The 16,022-nt window shown below is 48.6% G+C and carries 17 protein-coding genes and 1 pseudogene; 4 read left to right on the plus strand and 14 right to left on the minus strand.

Annotated elements, in window-relative coordinates; genetic code table 11:
• Positions 1 to 67 precede the first annotated feature (67 nt).
• The 7 genes and pseudogenes from C2M29_RS02800 to rplU form a co-directional block, all read right to left on the minus strand.
• Positions 68 to 1,312 carry a uracil-xanthine permease family protein gene (locus tag C2M29_RS02800; protein ID WP_105188286.1) on the minus strand — a complete coding sequence of 415 codons (1,245 nt, stop codon included), beginning with the start codon at positions 1,310 to 1,312 and terminating at the stop codon, positions 68 to 70.
• Complete coding sequence (gene upp, locus C2M29_RS02805) at positions 1,312 to 1,941, minus strand: uracil phosphoribosyltransferase (protein WP_105188287.1); 630 nt, start codon at positions 1,939 to 1,941, stop codon at positions 1,312 to 1,314. The genes C2M29_RS02800 and upp overlap by 1 nt, the downstream gene beginning before the upstream one ends.
• A 155-nt stretch (positions 1,942 to 2,096) precedes the next feature.
• Positions 2,097 to 2,471, minus strand: a complete 375-nt coding sequence (locus tag C2M29_RS02810) for a DUF3718 domain-containing protein (RefSeq protein ID WP_105188288.1) — start codon at positions 2,469 to 2,471, stop codon at positions 2,097 to 2,099.
• Positions 2,472 to 2,549: 78 nt separating this feature from the next.
• Positions 2,550 to 3,029 (minus strand): type 3 dihydrofolate reductase, encoded by a 480-nt coding sequence (folA, locus tag C2M29_RS02815; protein WP_105188620.1) that lies wholly within the window; start codon positions 3,027 to 3,029, stop codon positions 2,550 to 2,552.
• A gap of 69 nt (positions 3,030 to 3,098) precedes the next feature.
• Positions 3,099 to 4,259, minus strand: coding sequence for an Obg family GTPase CgtA (cgtA, locus tag C2M29_RS02820; RefSeq protein WP_105188289.1), 1,161 nt, complete (start codon positions 4,257 to 4,259; stop codon positions 3,099 to 3,101).
• 177 nt (positions 4,260 to 4,436) lie between these two features.
• The gene (rpmA, locus tag C2M29_RS02825; protein ID WP_105188290.1) at positions 4,437 to 4,694 is read right to left on the minus strand and encodes a 50S ribosomal protein L27; all 258 of its coding nucleotides are present in this window, start codon (positions 4,692 to 4,694) and stop codon (positions 4,437 to 4,439) included.
• Between the two features lie 17 nt (positions 4,695 to 4,711).
• Positions 4,712 to 5,022: pseudogene (gene rplU / locus C2M29_RS02830) on the minus strand (50S ribosomal protein L21).
• A gap of 342 nt (positions 5,023 to 5,364) precedes the next feature.
• Between rplU and ispB the strand changes: the two are divergent.
• On the plus strand, positions 5,365 to 6,336 hold the full coding sequence (gene ispB, locus C2M29_RS02835; RefSeq protein ID WP_105188291.1) for an octaprenyl diphosphate synthase: 972 nt from the start codon (positions 5,365 to 5,367) through the stop codon (positions 6,334 to 6,336).
• Positions 6,337 to 6,408: 72 nt separating this feature from the next.
• On the opposite strand, the gene rpoH is transcribed toward ispB, so the two are convergent.
• The 4 genes from rpoH to ftsY all read right to left on the minus strand — a co-directional run bounded on the left by rpoH (position 6,409) and on the right by ftsY (position 11,039).
• Positions 6,409 to 7,272 carry an RNA polymerase sigma factor RpoH gene (gene rpoH / locus C2M29_RS02840; protein ID WP_105188292.1) on the minus strand — a complete coding sequence of 288 codons (864 nt, stop codon included), beginning with the start codon at positions 7,270 to 7,272 and terminating at the stop codon, positions 6,409 to 6,411.
• 292 nt (positions 7,273 to 7,564) lie between these two features.
• Positions 7,565 to 8,551 carry a permease-like cell division protein FtsX gene (ftsX, locus tag C2M29_RS02845; RefSeq protein ID WP_105188293.1) on the minus strand — a complete coding sequence of 329 codons (987 nt, stop codon included), beginning with the start codon at positions 8,549 to 8,551 and terminating at the stop codon, positions 7,565 to 7,567.
• Positions 8,548 to 9,228: a cell division ATP-binding protein FtsE gene (ftsE, locus tag C2M29_RS02850; protein WP_105188294.1), complete on the minus strand. Its 681-nt coding sequence runs from the start codon at positions 9,226 to 9,228 to the stop codon at positions 8,548 to 8,550. The genes ftsX and ftsE overlap by 4 nt, the downstream gene beginning before the upstream one ends.
• A 29-nt stretch (positions 9,229 to 9,257) precedes the next feature.
• Positions 9,258 to 11,039 (minus strand): signal recognition particle-docking protein FtsY, encoded by a 1,782-nt coding sequence (gene ftsY / locus C2M29_RS02855; protein WP_105188295.1) that lies wholly within the window; start codon positions 11,037 to 11,039, stop codon positions 9,258 to 9,260.
• 178 nt (positions 11,040 to 11,217) lie between these two features.
• Here ftsY and rsmD point away from each other — a divergent pair, with 178 nt between their 5' ends.
• A complete protein-coding gene (rsmD, locus tag C2M29_RS02860; RefSeq protein ID WP_105188296.1) occupies positions 11,218 to 11,820 on the plus strand; it encodes a 16S rRNA (guanine(966)-N(2))-methyltransferase RsmD in 603 nt (200 codons plus the stop codon).
• A gap of 34 nt (positions 11,821 to 11,854) precedes the next feature.
• On the opposite strand, the gene C2M29_RS02865 is transcribed toward rsmD, so the two are convergent.
• From C2M29_RS02865 to C2M29_RS02875, 3 genes are read right to left on the minus strand one after another with little or no spacing between them, the layout of a single operon-like run.
• Positions 11,855 to 12,445: a YjaG family protein gene (locus C2M29_RS02865; protein WP_105188297.1), complete on the minus strand. Its 591-nt coding sequence runs from the start codon at positions 12,443 to 12,445 to the stop codon at positions 11,855 to 11,857.
• Positions 12,429 to 12,758 (minus strand): putative signal transducing protein, encoded by a 330-nt coding sequence (locus C2M29_RS02870; RefSeq protein WP_105188298.1) that lies wholly within the window; start codon positions 12,756 to 12,758, stop codon positions 12,429 to 12,431. Before C2M29_RS02870 ends, C2M29_RS02865 begins: the two co-directional genes overlap by 17 nt.
• Positions 12,759 to 12,772: 14 nt before the next feature.
• Positions 12,773 to 14,218, minus strand: coding sequence for a hypothetical protein (locus C2M29_RS02875; RefSeq protein WP_105188299.1), 1,446 nt, complete (start codon positions 14,216 to 14,218; stop codon positions 12,773 to 12,775).
• A gap of 206 nt (positions 14,219 to 14,424) precedes the next feature.
• On the opposite strand from C2M29_RS02875, the gene C2M29_RS02880 reads away from it, so the two are divergent.
• Entirely contained in the window at positions 14,425 to 14,814 is a 390-nt protein-coding gene (locus C2M29_RS02880; RefSeq protein ID WP_105188300.1) for a DUF2721 domain-containing protein, read from the plus strand.
• Positions 14,815 to 15,051: 237 nt separating this feature from the next.
• Positions 15,052 to 15,942, plus strand: coding sequence for a LysR family transcriptional regulator (locus C2M29_RS02885; protein ID WP_105188301.1), 891 nt, complete (start codon positions 15,052 to 15,054; stop codon positions 15,940 to 15,942).
• Positions 15,943 to 16,022 lie beyond the last annotated feature (80 nt).

Here is a 16,022-nt window from a genome sequence, read left to right on the forward strand (position 1 = left end):
GATCTTGAAAGACTAAAGGCGGCAGATTCTAACTTATTTATGGAACAAATGCTCTAGGCGATTAATCCTAGCCGTCATTTTGTTCCGATTCTGCCTGATGCTCGGGTAACAACAAATTTAGTAGTATGCCAAAGATGGCACATAGGCTAACCCCTTGCAGGGCAAATTCATTGCCGCCTATCTGCATGCCGCCAATTCCGAAGACCAAAATTAAGGCAATGATCACCAGATTTCGGGGTGCACTTACATCCAGATCCGCCTTCATCAGGGTCTTTAGGCCCACCACGGCAATGGAGCCGAAAAGCAAGATCATTATGCCGCCCATCACAGGCACAGGAATAGTTTGCAGTCCGGCACCCATCTTGCCGATAAAGGCCAGCACCACGGCGATAATGGCGGTCCAGGTCATCACTCTGGGGTTAAAGTTTTTCGTTAACATCACCGCCCCGGTCACTTCCGAATAGGTGGTATTGGGCGGTCCGCCGACGCTAGCCGCCAAGGTGGTGGCGACCCCATCCCCCATCAGGGTGCGATGTAGGCCAGGCTTTTTCAAAAAGTCTTTACCGGTGACATTGCTGATGGCCATCATATCGCCGATATGCTCAATGGCCGGCGCCACGGCCACCGGGATCATAAAGGCAATGGCCTGCCACTTAAACTCAGGTGCGCTAAAGGCCGGCGCTGCAAGCCAAGAAGCCTGTTGCACCGCGCTAAAGTCGACCACACCAAACGCCAGGGCACACAGATACCCAGTGATCACCCCGGCGAGAATTGGCACCAAACGCCAAATACCGCCGCCAAACACCGAAACCACCAAGGTGGCAACCAGTGCCGACATGGAGATCCACACCGCATCATGGTAGGTAACCAATTGTGCCGTACCATCGCCGCTTTTACCCATGGCCATGTTCACCGCCACCGGCGCCAAGGCCAGACCGATAACCATGATCACCGGGCCAACCACCACGGGTGGTAACACCTTGTGCAGCATGTCCGTGCCCTTTAAGCGCACCATCACAGCCAGCAACATATAGGCGCCACCGGCAGCCATCAGCGCGCCCATGGTAGCGGCACTGCCATACAACTGATTACAGGCGATAATGGGAGCGATAAAGGCAAAGGACGAGGCCAAAAATACAGGGACCTGACCGCGTGTGATCCATTGAAATGCCAAGGTGCCAAGACCGGCGGTAAAGAGCGCGACATTGGCATCTAACCCAGTTAACAAGGGCACCAAGACCAGGGCGCCAAAGGCTACAAAGAGCATTTGCGCGCCGGTGATCATGGTCTTAGGGGATAAAAATGCACTCATTAAACGGTACCGAAGATCTTATCGCCGGCATCGCCCAGTCCTGGCACTATGTATCCTTTTTCATTTAAATGGCTGTCTAATGAGGCGGTATAAATATCCACATCCGGGTGCGCTGCCACCGTTTTCTCTATGCCTTCCGGCGCCGCCACCAATACGATCACCTTGATCTGCTTACAGCCTGCCTTTTTAAGCATATCCAGCGTAGCTATCATAGAACCACCGGTGGCCAGCATAGGATCGATAACCAAGCTTAAGCGCTCATCGATATTGCCAACCAGTTTTTCAAAATACGGAACCGGCTCAAGCGTTTCTTCGTTACGCTCAAGACCAACAACGCTGACCTTGGCACCGGGGATCAGGTGCATCACACCGTCAAGCATACCTAGACCCGCACGCAAAATTGGCACCACGGTAATTTTCTTCCCTTTAATACTTTTAACGGTGAGCTCATTTCCCTGCCAACCTGTGATTGAGGTATCCGCCAGTTCAAGCGTTTTCGTTGCTTCGTAGGTCAGTAAGGTGCCGACTTCCGAAGCAAGCTCGCGAAAACTTTTAGTGCTAATGCCTTGCTGACGCATTAAACCTAGTTTGTGTTGTACTAAAGGGTGATCAATTACGTGAATTGCCATAGAAAGACCTAGTTGGAAAAATTTGCGCTATTTTAACCAGTATAGGGCGTGAACTGAATTAGATTTAAAACCAAAAACAAAAAAACCACGGTAAGAACCGTGGTTTTTGTGCTTTTTTAGCGAATTTTGCATCAATAGCAATAATTCTATCGGTATTATAAACCCGCGCGTTCTTTTAACACGGCAATAAGCGGCGAATCCCCATAGCCATTGCTTGTTGCCCAGTTAAGGTCGGCGCCATCTTCAAGTGCACTCTTAGGCAGGCTCTTGATGATGTATTCGCCGGTATCCACCGCCTGACTCGCTACGGCGTGACGTACCAGGTTATTGCCATTACATTGCACGCTGTCGCTCACATCACGAAGCTTAATACGTGCGCTACGCAAAGTTTTGCGCAGGCGGTTTTTATCATTGGCGGCAATGTATTCGCAGATGGTTACGGCGAGTCGATCATTGGCACTGGCTGGCGCCGTATAAAACGCCGAGCCGGCCAATATGGCCGTTGCGATTACCCCAGTTAATAATTTCATTAGTTGCACCCTTTTAATACTTTTTTATTACAAAGTAGACAAATAGTTTACCAATTGGGGTCATATTTAGCAATTAGCTCACACTTCCTTACTAAGCGTGACGAACTCATAATTATGTGGATTCGTCTCATCCTGACCATGCTGTTCACGCTCTATACAGTGCCACGGCCCTACGGCTTCATAGTCTGGAAAGCAAGTATCGCCGGCGACATCCAAATCGATAAAGGTTAAATAAAGGGTGTGGCACAAGGGCAAACATTGACTGTAAATATTACCGCCGCCGATAATCATCACCTCTTCAACCCCTTCTACCAGGCTTAGCGCCTGTTCAACCGAAGTTGCCGTTTCGGCGCCGGGAAATTGATAGTCGCCATTACGGCTGATCACTATATTGCGCCGTCCTGGCAGGGCTCGGCCAATAGACTCCAGGGTTTTACGCCCCATAATAACGGGTTTACCTAGGGTCACTTGTTTAAAATGCTTCAGGTCGGCGGGTAAATGCCAAGGCATATCATTGTCTTTGCCTATCACCCGGTTATGGGCCATCGCCGCTATCATGGAGATTTTCACTGCTGATTCCTTTACTTCACTCATAAAAAAGGGCGCAAGCGCCCTTATGGTAATCTATTAACGTTCGTAAATGACCTCGACATCATAGTCGTCGTCATCCCAATCGTCCCAATCATCGTCGTTGTCATTATCTTTGGTTGCGTGACGGTGATAGGTGTCCCACTTAAATTCGACTTCTTCTTGCTCTTGGTGCTGCTCGAACTTGTCTTTTGGCATAGATTCAAGCAACTGCATGATATCTTGACACAGTTCCTGCGTATTCACCTTACTCGCGGCACTGATTTTATAGATATCCTGCTCGACGCCTAACTCCTCGGCGATACGGGCACAGGTTTCCTCGACTTCATCCTCGGGAAGAAGATCGATTTTATTGAATACCAGCCAGCGCGGCTTATCGGCCAATTTCGGGCTGTACTGATGCAGCTCATTGACAATAGCAAAGGCATTATCAACTGGATCCGAGCCGTCAATTGGCATCACATCGATGATGTGCAACAACACGCGACAACGCTCAAGGTGTTTTAAGAAGCGAATACCCAAGCCAGCACCGTCGGATGCGCCTTCGATCAATCCCGGGATATCGGCGATAACAAAAGATTGCCCCGCAGCCGGACGTACCACACCCAGGTTCGGCACCAGGGTGGTAAATGGATAATCTGCAACCTTAGGTTTGGCCGCCGACACACTGCGAATAAAGGTCGACTTACCGGCATTCGGTAGACCTAGCAAGCCCACATCCGCTAGCAACATCAGTTCGAGCTTAAGATTACGCACCTCACCCGGTGTGCCTAAGGTCTTCTGCCGAGGCGCACGGTTAGTACTGGACTTAAAGCGAGTATTCCCCAAGCCATGGAAGCCACCCTTGGCGACGATCAGCTTCTGTCCATGCTTGGTTAAATCACCTAAGGATTCTTCTGTATCAACATCGGTTACGCGCGTACCAACCGGTACCTTCAGGACTAAATCAGCGCCCTTCTTACCGGTACAATTACGGCTTTGGCCATTGGTACCGCGCTCGGCGCGATGAAAGCGCTCAAATTGGTAATCGATCAGGGTATTGAGGTTTTCGTCGGCCTCTAGGTAGACACTGCCGCCGTCACCGCCGTCGCCGCCATCCGGGCCGCCATCGGGTACGTATTTTTCGCGACGAAAAGAGACTACGCCACTGCCACCGTCGCCGGCTTCTGCACGGATTTCGACTTCATCAACAAATTTCATGATTTTTCACTTAGCGGATCTGCGATTGAATGTTTCTATTATTATATCAATTGCTAATGATTAATGCTCACTAACAGTGAGATTAGACAAAAGAACTCAACCTCATTGGCAAAGCTCCAGCAATTGAAAACAAAAAACCCCGCAAGAGCGGGGTTTTTCAGTAAGTCTGTAAGCCGATTATTCAGCTACGATGCTCACGTATTTACGGTTCAAAGGACCTTTCTGTTCAAACTGAACTTTACCATTTGCAGTTGCAAATAGAGTGTGGTCTTTACCCATGCCTACGTTTGAGCCAGCGTGGAACTTAGTACCACGTTGACGAACAATGATGTTACCCGCTAGTACAGATTCACCACCGAAACGCTTAACACCTAGGCGTTTGCTTTCTGAATCACGACCGTTACGAGTACTACCAGCTGCCTTCTTATGTGCCATCTTTCTGTACCTCTAAATTAAGCGCTAATGCCAGTGATTTTAACTTCAGTGAACCACTGACGGTGGCCCATCTGCTTACGAGAATGCTTACGACGTCTAAATTTAACAATCTTCACTTTCTCGCCACGACCGTGAGAAACAACTTCAGCTGTTACCTTACCACCGTTTACGAACGGTGTACCGATCTCGATTTTCTCACCATTAGCAACTAAAAGTACTGTGTCAAATCAACTGCTGCACCAGTTTCAACGTCTAGCTTCTCTAGACGAATCGTTTGACCTTCAGTCACACGGTGCTGTTTACCACCACTTTGGAAAACCGCGTACATAATTAACTCCGTCTGTGCGCCCTCAAATCGACGCAACTAAATATTCTTCAATAGGGCGCGAAGTCTACGCTAAAACACCCTTCTTGACAAGCGTCTTTTTCAATAAATTATTTGAAAAAATGGCGCCGATGAGGACATGAAAAAATTTTCCCTATTTTATCCTTTTTTAGGCGCTTGCCAAGTTCATTACGCACTTTTTAAGCAATTAATTTGCCTTTGGTCGTTTTTTTGCTACTTAGGCAATAAAAAAGCCCCTTTATGGGGAAAGTGTCGAGCTGAAGCTAAAATTAATGTACAATTCCCCGCGCATTTCCTCGGACAAACGACGTGGCACGGAGTTAAATGGATATAAAGGCTATCCAGACGCTTATCGCTGACGATATGAACAGCGTCAACCAGTTAATATATGCGCAGATGCAATCTGATGTTGCTCTGGTCAATCAACTTGGCCTCTATATAGTCAACAGCGGTGGCAAGCGTGTTAGACCCATGCTGGCCCTGTTAGCAGCGCGCGCACTGGGCTATCAAGGTGATAAACACATCACTTTAGCAACCATAGTGGAATTTATTCACACCGCAACCCTGTTGCATGACGACGTGGTCGACGAATCGGCCCTGCGCCGAGGTGAGCCAACGGCCAATGCCGAATTTGGCAATGCCGCTAGCGTCTTGGTGGGCGACTTTATCTATACCCGCTCATTCCAGTTGATGGTCGGCCTAGGTCAAATGCGCATCATGGATATCCTCGCCGATGCCACCAATGTGATTGCCGAAGGCGAAGTGTTGCAGCTCATGAACTGCAACGATCCGGATACCACAGAGCAAAGTTATATGCAGGTGATTTACTCGAAAACGGCCAAGCTGTTCGAGGCCGCAACTCAGTTAGCAGCGGTGATCACCGAGCAAGATGCCGACGTCGAAGAGGCGTTGCGCCTATACGGTATGCACCTGGGCACCGCCTTCCAATTGGTAGACGATGTGCTTGATTATAGTGCCGATGCCGAGACTCTGGGCAAAAACATTGGTGACGATCTCGCCGAAGGAAAACCCACTCTGCCGCTTATTTATGCCATGACCCGAGCGGAACCGGCTCAGGTCGAACAAATTCGCACCGCTATCGAGCAGGGAAATGGTTTAGATCACCTTGACGACATTCTTGCCACCCTGGCACAAACCAAGGCCTTGGAATTCACCATGGAGCGCGCCCAGAAAGAAGCGGATAAAGCCATTGCCGTTCTCGACTTTATGCCCGCCAGCGAGTTTAAAGACGCCTTAGTGGCACTGGCCAATATTGCCGTTAAACGCGATCACTGAGCATAGCAATACACATATAACGAAAAAGGCCAGCAAATGCTGGCCTTTCTCATGTCTGTTACTCGCTTAAGCTTATGCCATGGCGTTTTGTAGTTTCTTCATCGCGCTTTTCTCAAGCTGACGAACACGCTCCGCAGAAACCTGATACTTTTCAGCCAGCTCTTGTAGCGTCGCCTTTTCATCGGCCAACCAACGCGATGACACTATATCTTGTGAACGTTCGTCCAGGGTTTTTAGCGCCGAGAATAATCGCGTATGCGACTGCTCTTGCCACTGCTCCTGCTCTACCGACTCGGCTAAATCCGAACTGTTGTCGGTCAGGTATTGGACCGGTGAATAGCTCTGACCAAGGCTGCTATCGTCTTCATCGTTGGTAAGATCAAAACCCATATCCTGGCCGCTCATACGCGACTCCATCTCACGGACTTCTTTTTCGCTCACACCTAGCTCATTAGCTACCGTGGTCACTTCTTCTTGATTGAACCAACCAAGACGCTTTTTATTCTTTCGCAGGTTAAAAAACAACTTACGCTGCGCTTTCGTGGTTGCAACCTTAACGATGCGCCAGTTCTTTAACACATATTCGTGAATTTCGGCCTTAATCCAATGCACCGCAAATGATACCAAGCGCACGCCGACACTCGGGTCGAAACGCTTAACCGCCTTCATCAGACCGATATTGCCTTCTTGAATCAGATCCGCCTGCGGTAAACCATAGCCGCTATAGCTTTTGGCAATGTGCGCAACAAAACGCAGATGCGACATGATCAACTGCTTTGCAGCGCTTAGGTCACCCTCATCCTGAAGCCTGGTTGCCAAACGGCGCTCTTCCTCGGCCTCGAGCATAGGGATGGTGCTAACAGCCTGCAAATATCCTTCGATGCTCGCGCTTTGTTGGCTTACCGGTAATGCTAGTGCATTTAAATTTGTGCTCATTATTCACCTCGGATGATAAATCTTCATCTAATTTAGCACTCTTTTAGCGAGAGTGCTAAAGCATTGTAACCTTTGACCGCGCGCTTATCAAGAAGTTCTCAAAGATCAATAAAACAGGCGTAACACACTGTTTTTATTGGTTTAAATTACCAATAGCACAGTTTCTAAATATGACAATTTGATAACAGCTTAAGTTCAGACGAAGAAAATGAGCGCGCTGGCAGTGAACATTAAGTGAACTTTAGCAGTCGTCAGCCAGCTTAACAACAATGGCTAACGACTGCAGAAGTGATTAAACCTTATCCGGTTCGATTTCTTTAATATAGCGACGTACAGACAGGTAAGAGCCACTGAAGCCGAGCACCACGGCCAGACCAATTAGGGTAATGAACTCATCGGCGCTGAGCCCTTGCAGTATAAAGCTGGATTGATAAATGCCGGTCACCTGCGCTACCGCTGATTCCAGCCACCACATCATCAGCAGGTTACAGATCAGTGCCACAAAGCCACCAACCACCCCATACCAGATGCCGGTCCATAAGAATGGCGCCTGGATAAACCCATTGGTGGCACCGACCAGCTTCATCACCTGGATTTCACTGCGCTTGTCCATGATAGAAAGACGGATGGTGTTGCCTATGATCAAGATCACCGAGGTCAATAACAACACGGCGATGGTGATCACACTTTCCTTGAGCAGATTAAGAATGGCGTTAAGTCGCTCCAGCCACTCAATATCGAGCTTACCGAAGTCGACCTCGCGCTCTTGCTGCAGCTTACGTAGCAGGACTTTAGCCGCCTGAGGTTGACGGTGGCGTTCGGTGGGGGTTACCAACACCACATCGGGAAGCGGGTTAGCATCAAGATAGTCCAAGGCATTCGCAAACCCCGATACCTGTTTAAACTCTTCCAAGGCCTCGGTTTTACTAATAAAGCGCACATCTTCCACTTCACTGAATAGTGCCAGGCGCTTTACCAAGGTTTGCACTTGCTGCGCCGACATATTCTGTTTTACAAACAGGGAAATTTCCGCGGCATTGTCAAAACCACTGCTCACCTTTTGCACATTTTTGACTACCAGGTATAAAGTAGAAGGTAAGGTGAGACTTAACCCTAACACTAAAATGGTCATCATAGACGCCGCCGGTGTGCGCCACATTTCCCCGAGGCTTTGAATGCCCTGGCGAATGGTATTAAAGAGGCTAAAGTACCAGCGTGTTAAAAAGGAGTGGCCCGTGCGTTGATATTCAGTTTTTCGGCCTTTAAACAATAAACTCATAGCGCTGCCTCCGGTGCTAGGGGATCGCTAAGCAGACGACCATTTTTCAACGTCAGGCTGCGGTATTTCATTCGTGCAATCAGACCCAGATCATGGGTGGCGATCAACACCGAGGTACCGTGCTTATTAAAGTCTTCAAATAGTTTAAGGATTTCCATCGACAACTCGGGGTCCAGGTTACCGGTCGGCTCATCGGCCAGCAATATGGGTGGTGAATTAACGATGGCACGGGCAATGCCGACTCGCTGCTGCTCACCACCGGACAGGGTCAGCGGATTACAACGGGCTTTATCCCCTAACCCCACTTTTTCCAGTGCCGCCGACACGCGCTTTTCAATTTGTTTACGGTGCGCGCCTTCGATCACCAGCGGCAGGGCCACGTTATCAAACACTGAATATCTGTCTAATAAGCGGTGGTTTTGAAAAATAATGCCGATATCGCGGCGCACATAGGGTATTTGCTGCTGCTTAATCGCACTGAGGTCGACGCCGTTAATGGCCACACTGCCCGCCGAGGGGCGTTCCATTAGGCTGATCAGTTTTAGCAGGGTACTTTTACCAGCACCACTGTGACCGGTTAAAAAGGCAAGCTCCCCCTTTTTAATATGAAAGCTTACCTTTTCAAGGGCTAAGTGGCCGCCGGGGTAGGTTTTACTCACATCTTGGAATTTTATCATTATTATTATGTCCCAATTTGTACTAACCGTTATTGCTCACCGCTAAAGAGTGCCTCAATAAAGTCATTGCTGTTAAAGGTACGAAGGTCATCGATACCCTCGCCCACACCTATATAACGAATCGGTGTTTTAAATTGATCGGCGATGGCAAAGATCACCCCACCCTTGGCTGTACCATCAAGCTTGGTCAGAGTAATACCGGTTAAACCCACGGCTTGGTCAAATAACTTCACCTGACTAATGGCATTTTGACCTGTACCCGCATCTATGGTCAACATCACTTCGTGTGGAGCGTCAGGATCTATCTTCTTCATAACTCGAGCAATTTTTTCCAGCTCTTGCATTAAGTTGTCTTTATTCTGTAAGCGCCCAGCGGTATCGGCGATAAGTACATCAACATTACGGGCCTTGGCGGCCTGGAAGGCATCGAATACCACTGAAGCACTGTCGGCACCAGTATGCTGAGCTATCACCGGAATCTCATTACGCTCGCCCCACACCTGCAATTGCTCAACGGCGGCGGCACGGAAGGTGTCACCGGCGGCCAGCATCACGGATTTACCCTGCTGCTGATACTGCTTCGCCAACTTACCTATGGTGGTGGTTTTACCTACACCGTTAACACCTACCATCAAGATCACGAAGGGGCCGTCTTTTTTATCAATATCTAACGGCTTCTCGGCGCTGGCCAGCAACTCCGACATTTCCTGCTTCAATAATTCATAAAGCGCGTCACCGTCCTTAAGTTGCTTGCGATCGGCGGCATCGGTCAAATTATCAATCAGTTTCACCGTGGTCTCTACGCCGACATCGGCGGTGAGCAGCTGGGTCTCTAATTCTTCAAATAGTTCGTCGTCGATTTTCTTGCCGGCAAACAGGGAAGCAAAGCCGGAGCCTATATTCAACTTGGTTTTTAATAGACCTTTCTTAAGTCGCGAGAAAAAGCCTGCTTTTTTTGGTTCCGCCGTTTCTTGCTCGGTTTGCTCTTGAGCCAGACGTTCTTGCTCAGCACGTTCTTCCACCTGCGCTTCTTCAGCTAAACGCTCTTGCTCTTGACGCGCTACTTCGGCGGCCAAACGTTCTTGCTCCGCTTTTTCTCGCGCTGCTCCTTCGGCGGCCAGACGTTCCTGCTCCGCTTTCTCACGCGCCGCTTCTTCGGCGGCCAGACGTTCCTGCTCCGCTTTCTCACGCGCCGCTTCTTCGGCGGCCACACGTTCCTGCTCCGCTTTCTCACGCGCCGCTTCTTCGGCGGCCATACGCTCCTGCTCCGCTTTCTCACGCGCTGCTTCTTCGGCGGCCAGACGTTCCTGCTCCGCTTTCTCACGCGCCGCTTCTTCGGCGGCCAGACGTTCCTGCTCCGCTTTCTCACGCGCCGCTTCTTCGGCGGCCACACGTTCCTGCTCCGCTTTCTCACGCGCTGCGGCTTCGGCGGCCAGACGTTCCTGCTCTGCTTTTTCGCGCGCCGCTTCTTCGGCAGCCAGACGTTCCTGCTCAGCTTTATCTCGCGCCGCTTCTTCGGCAGCCACTCGTTCCTGTTCTGCTTTTTCGCGCGCCGCTTCTTCGGCAGCCATACGCTCCTGCTCTGCTTTTTCGTGCGCTGCGGCTTCGGCGGCCACACGTTCCTGCTCAGCTTTATCTCGCGCCGCTTCTTCGGCAGCCACTCGTTCCTGCTCTGCTTTTTCTCGCGCTTCCTGTTCGGCGAGCTGTTCGGCACGTTCTTCGGCTAGGCGTTGTTGCTCTAGCTCTTGTTGTTCCTGCTTCTCTTTTTTACCTAAACCGAACCAAGACAGAAACTTACTTTTTTTAGCCATAATCTGAAACCGTAAACTCAATATTGACGTGGGCCATGGGTCTAATTACACAGGTCACTGCCTGCCAATATCGACCGCCTCTACTCGGGCCGCTGTTGCTGGCCACAAATATTATTTATAATTGCGCGTTATATTATCATTTTCCCCGCACATGGAAAAAGCATAAGTGAGTAAAAGCATGATCGGCCGACGAAAAACGGTAAAAAGCAGCCCTAAAAATCACTCTGGTGCCGGACAAATCCGTATTATCGGTGGTCAGCATAGAGGCCGAAAGCTACCGGTTCATGACGTGATTGGCTTACGTCCAACAACAGATCGCCTTAAAGAAACCATTTTTAACTGGTTAATGATGGATGTGCGCGATGCCCGAGTGTTAGATTGCTTTGCCGGAGCCGGAAGTCTGAGTTTTGAAGCCCTTTCACGCTTTGCCAATCAGGCAACCTTGCTTGAACTCGATGCCAAGGCGGCTAAGCAACTCGACGAAAATGCAAAGTTATTAAAACTGACTAATGTCGAAATCGTCCGTGGCGATGCTATAGCTTATTTACAACGTCCGGCCAGCAGCCAATATGATCTGGTGTTTGTTGACCCGCCCTTTCATCAGAACCTCAGTACGCCCTGCTGCGCCGCCTTGGAACAACAAAGCTGGCTGAGCGAACAGGCGCTTATTTATGTCGAAGTGGAAAGTGGTAATCAGGACTTTTGCGCCCCCGCCAACTGGCAGTTGCTAAAGGAAAAACAGGCAGGGCAAGTTTGGTGTCGACTGTATCAACGTGCTTAGCAGACCTAGCGCTAGCTAAGCCTGCTAAAGGCAATTAAATCTCTACGCCGATATTGGTTTGGCCATCGGCTACGGCCAGTTGACGCAGCGCCTTGGCACTGTCTTTATCGAGTCGTGTGATGGCCGCAACGAAGTCGATTAGCTCCCCAAGCACCTCAATTTCGTATTCCATCAATGGGTGCTGATTCACATCCTGTGCGCTGTAAGGCTGTTCTTCTAGCTCAAATTGGTATTCAATTAGGCGGGCAACGGTGCCTTGCGCTATCTTACATACGCTCACATATTCTTGTTCGTCTTTACTTTGCAGCCCCTGAAGCAAAGTCAGAAGTGCGGTGGCGGCATCTATGGCGGGATAAACGCCAAAGACATCAAAGTCGTTCACCTCGGGCACGTTTGGCTCTACCTTTTCGACCAATTTTTCTATGCTGATCTTACTCTTGGGTAGCAGGATCTTTTCCCAGCACAAGGCCAGAGCATTGCGCAGCACCTCGGGCTCACCAAACTCAAGGGCCTCACTAAAGAGCGTATAGTTAGGCAACATGCGTTCTAATAAAGCCGCCGCTAGGGCTGCCTTTTGCACCGTATTCAATTCACGAATACGCTGAAAGTTATTGGGCTTCTTCATTTTTATCTTTCATACAGGACCAGCACAAATCGAAGCTAGCGGGGTTCCACTGCTGGCAGAACTGACACTGCCACTTTGCTGCTGATGTTTTTGATTGACGGTATTCTAGCAAGATTTCTTTGGCTGCGGGCAGTTTTATATCGTATACCCAAACACTGACGGTGGCCTCGGTGAAGGGGATCTCACCGAGCGCCCCTTGCAGGGCCTCACCCTTGAGTTGACATTGAATGCCGGCATGTTCAAGCATGCCTTTAACAATGTTGGCCTCGACGCTGTGCTCAGCGTCAAAGGCCTTTACCCATTTAAAGCTCATTAGCGCAAGCCGGTTTAGGCATCGCTTTGTAACTGCTTCTGGGCGTAATCAAACTTAAGTTTATATTCCATCATTTTTTCTTGCGCCTGCTCAAGCTCGTCTTTTAGCTCAAGATGTTCAGTGCGCAAGCTGTCGAAGGCCTGACGTGCTTGTTTCGAGTCATTATCGATACGCGAGCGCAGGCTTTCATTGCGCTGCTGTTCGTCGCGATGACGCGATCCCAACTCTTCAATTTGAGCTCTTAACTGCTCGATTTCCTGGCTTTCTTGTTCGCTGCGACTTTGTATCTGCTCAAGCTCTGCACTCATGGCGCTTTTCTCTTCATCGAGTGCCTGATTTTGCTCTTCCAGCTCTGCTAAGCGCTGCTCCAGATCGGCATGCTGTTGCTGCCATTGCTCTTGCTCTTGCTGCAATAGGCTGTGCTGTTGCTCGGCTTGCTCTTGAAGCGCCTGCTCGTGCTTCTGCTCTTGCTCTTGCAATTGCTGCTGTAATTCATCGATGGCCGCAAGTTGCTCACTCAAGCTGGCAACTTCTTGCTGCGCTTGCTGATATTGTTGCTCTATTTCCTGGTGCTGTGCCTGGAATTCGGCCAATTGTTGGCTAAGCTGCTCGTTTACCGCTTTTTGCTCGGCTAATTGCTCCTGCTCGGCATTTAGCTCATTGCGCAACTCTTCACCTAAGTTCTTTAAGCGCTGCACCATTACCTTCTGGTTTTCACCTTCTTCGCTCGATTCATTCAACTGCTCGGACAAATCCGAAAGTTGTTGATTTTGGCGGCTTACCAATTGCTCGTAATGAGCAAGTTGTTCTGAAATGGCTTCATTTTCTTTCTGCAATTCAACAAGCTGCTGCGCCGCTTGCTCACTGCCTTGCTGTTGTTCAGCCATTTCCTTAAGCTTTTCTTGCCAAGCGATATTGCTCTGACGTTGACTTTCTAGCGCTTCTTTCAGTGCCTTATTATCTTTTTCAAAGGCCGCTTTTTGTTCTCTTAAGGTCGCTACCGCGCCCAGTAACTCTTCACGCTCACCTTGAGAGTTATAGTTGTCGCTTTCCAGCTCGGTTAGTTTGTGCTTAAGCGCCGCCAGCTCATGTTGTTTTTGCTTTAGCTGCACGTGTTCATCGGCATACTGAGCATTTTCTTGTTGAGCTTCGAGTAGTTGGCGATTCTGCGTAGCATAACGCTCTTTTAAGGCGGCTAGTTCACCACGCGCCTCTTCGAGTTGCCCGGCATCAACGGCATTGGCATTATTGCCTAATTGTGCGGCCACAAGAGCGATACTTAATTGTTGACTTAGTTGTGCGGCGAATTGACGCAGCTGTTGATTATCAGAAGATTCAGCCAGGGCGTTATTTAATTGCTCCGGCTCAACGTTAAATAAATCTGCACAGCGCTGTGCGAACTCCTGTGCCAATTTATCTGGTACCTCTTGCTGTTGAGGTTTACCATTGTTGATAGCCATTTTTCCCCCTTAACATAGACGTATGGTGCTGCATTTACTACTTAAACCGAACATCTATTTGCATATATATATGCTTGATTAAACTTGTCTAATGCCTTAGTTTCTAAGGCCGACAGCAAAATTGTTAATATTAAGCCTGTTATTTGTAAAAAAGTCTAGCCTATAGTTAACATTCCACTATTATAAACGTCAATAATGGAAAAAAGATGACATTAACCACTCCCGCACTACTTTTTCCTGCCATCTCTCTACTACTTTTGGCTTACACAAATAGGTTTTTAGTGCTGGCGCAATTAATCCGCGAACTTAACGCCCGTGAGGGTGAGCACATAAGGCCTTTTGTGGCTCAGCAAATCGATAATTTAAAGAAACGAATTCGCCTTATTCGTACCATGCAGGTATGGGGTGTCGCCTCTTTTTTATTATGCACTTTGGCAATGTTTGCGCTATTTGTACAGATTAATTTAGTCGGCACAGTTTTATTTGGTATCAGTTTAGTCGCTTTGATCATATCCCTGCTAACTTCCCTGTATGAAATACATATTTCCTGTGACGCCATTGCCATTGAGCTCGAATCCATCGGGCAAAAAAAGTAAGACTTTAGCATTAAAAGAAGATGAATAACTCGGCTAGACTATAAGGCCCAAAAAATCCAGTAAATATCGGCCAAATCGGAGTATAAAATACTCACTTTCGGGACGCTTATTTAGGTTTGTTACGCTCCTCGAAAAACGACTTTTTAGCAGCCCCCCTATTTATTTGGGGTACAATGTACTAATATTGAACTCGGCTACAAAGCAAAGACCTATATACTTACTTTAAGGGATTTAAAAGTGAGATTTGAACAATTAAAGCAGTTTTTAGCACTCGGCTCGTTACGCCATTTTCGTCAGGCCGCAGAACAAACCAACATCAGCACCTCAGCATTAACCCGCAGTATTCAGACATTAGAACAAGAAGTGGGTCATCAACTGGTAAAACGCTCCACTCGCTCGGTAATATTAACCGAGCAGGGAGAAATGTTCCTGCATTTTTGCAGACGCACACTGGACGAATATAACCAGATAATTCAGCGTTTAGATCATAGCCAAGGCAAGCGTGATAATCGCTTAGTGGTCGGTTACACCAACTCCGCAAGCTCCATAGTCCCCATTTCCTGTGGCCAATTTATGGCAAGGCATCCGGAAATAAAAATTGAGATGCAGTTGCAAGAAAGTGAAGCGCTTTACTCCATGCTGAAGCGTGGCGAGATAGACATTTATGTCAGCGAAGAAGACCAAGACAGCAATACCATAGATATCCATCTTCCCGATCAACTGCTGCTGTTCGCCCGTAAAGATCACCCCCTTGCCAGCCAAGATTGTATTACCTTGGAGGATCTCGCTCCCTACCCCTTATTTGGCTGTTTTTCACAGAGCCTGCATGTACAAAGCATGATAGGTGAAGCGGCGCAGCTGCTGAACAAGGGCGATGACATTCGCCTTGGTAGCCTAGGCGAAATTATTAATTGCGTGAATAACAATCACAATATTGCTATTGCCGCCATAGAACATGCTAAAGCCTTAAGCGCTCACCCTGAATTGGTACAAATTCGTTCCAATAGCAACGCCACTGAGGCCCGTTTTGTGGTTAAAACCCAACAAACCGCACAACCACACAGCCACCTTGATGAGTTACTTAAAGTCATCACGCAAACAGCCAATGCGCAAGGAATAGAGGCATAGTAGTTATACCGTTGATAAAGTACTCACTGCTTTGCTTTTTCAGCGGTATACTTAGCCACCATTAATTTCCATGTCTACTA

It is taken from the genome of Pseudoalteromonas sp. T1lg48 (genome assembly GCF_002964785.1).
Taxonomy (GTDB): Bacteria; Pseudomonadota; Gammaproteobacteria; order Enterobacterales; family Alteromonadaceae; genus Pseudoalteromonas.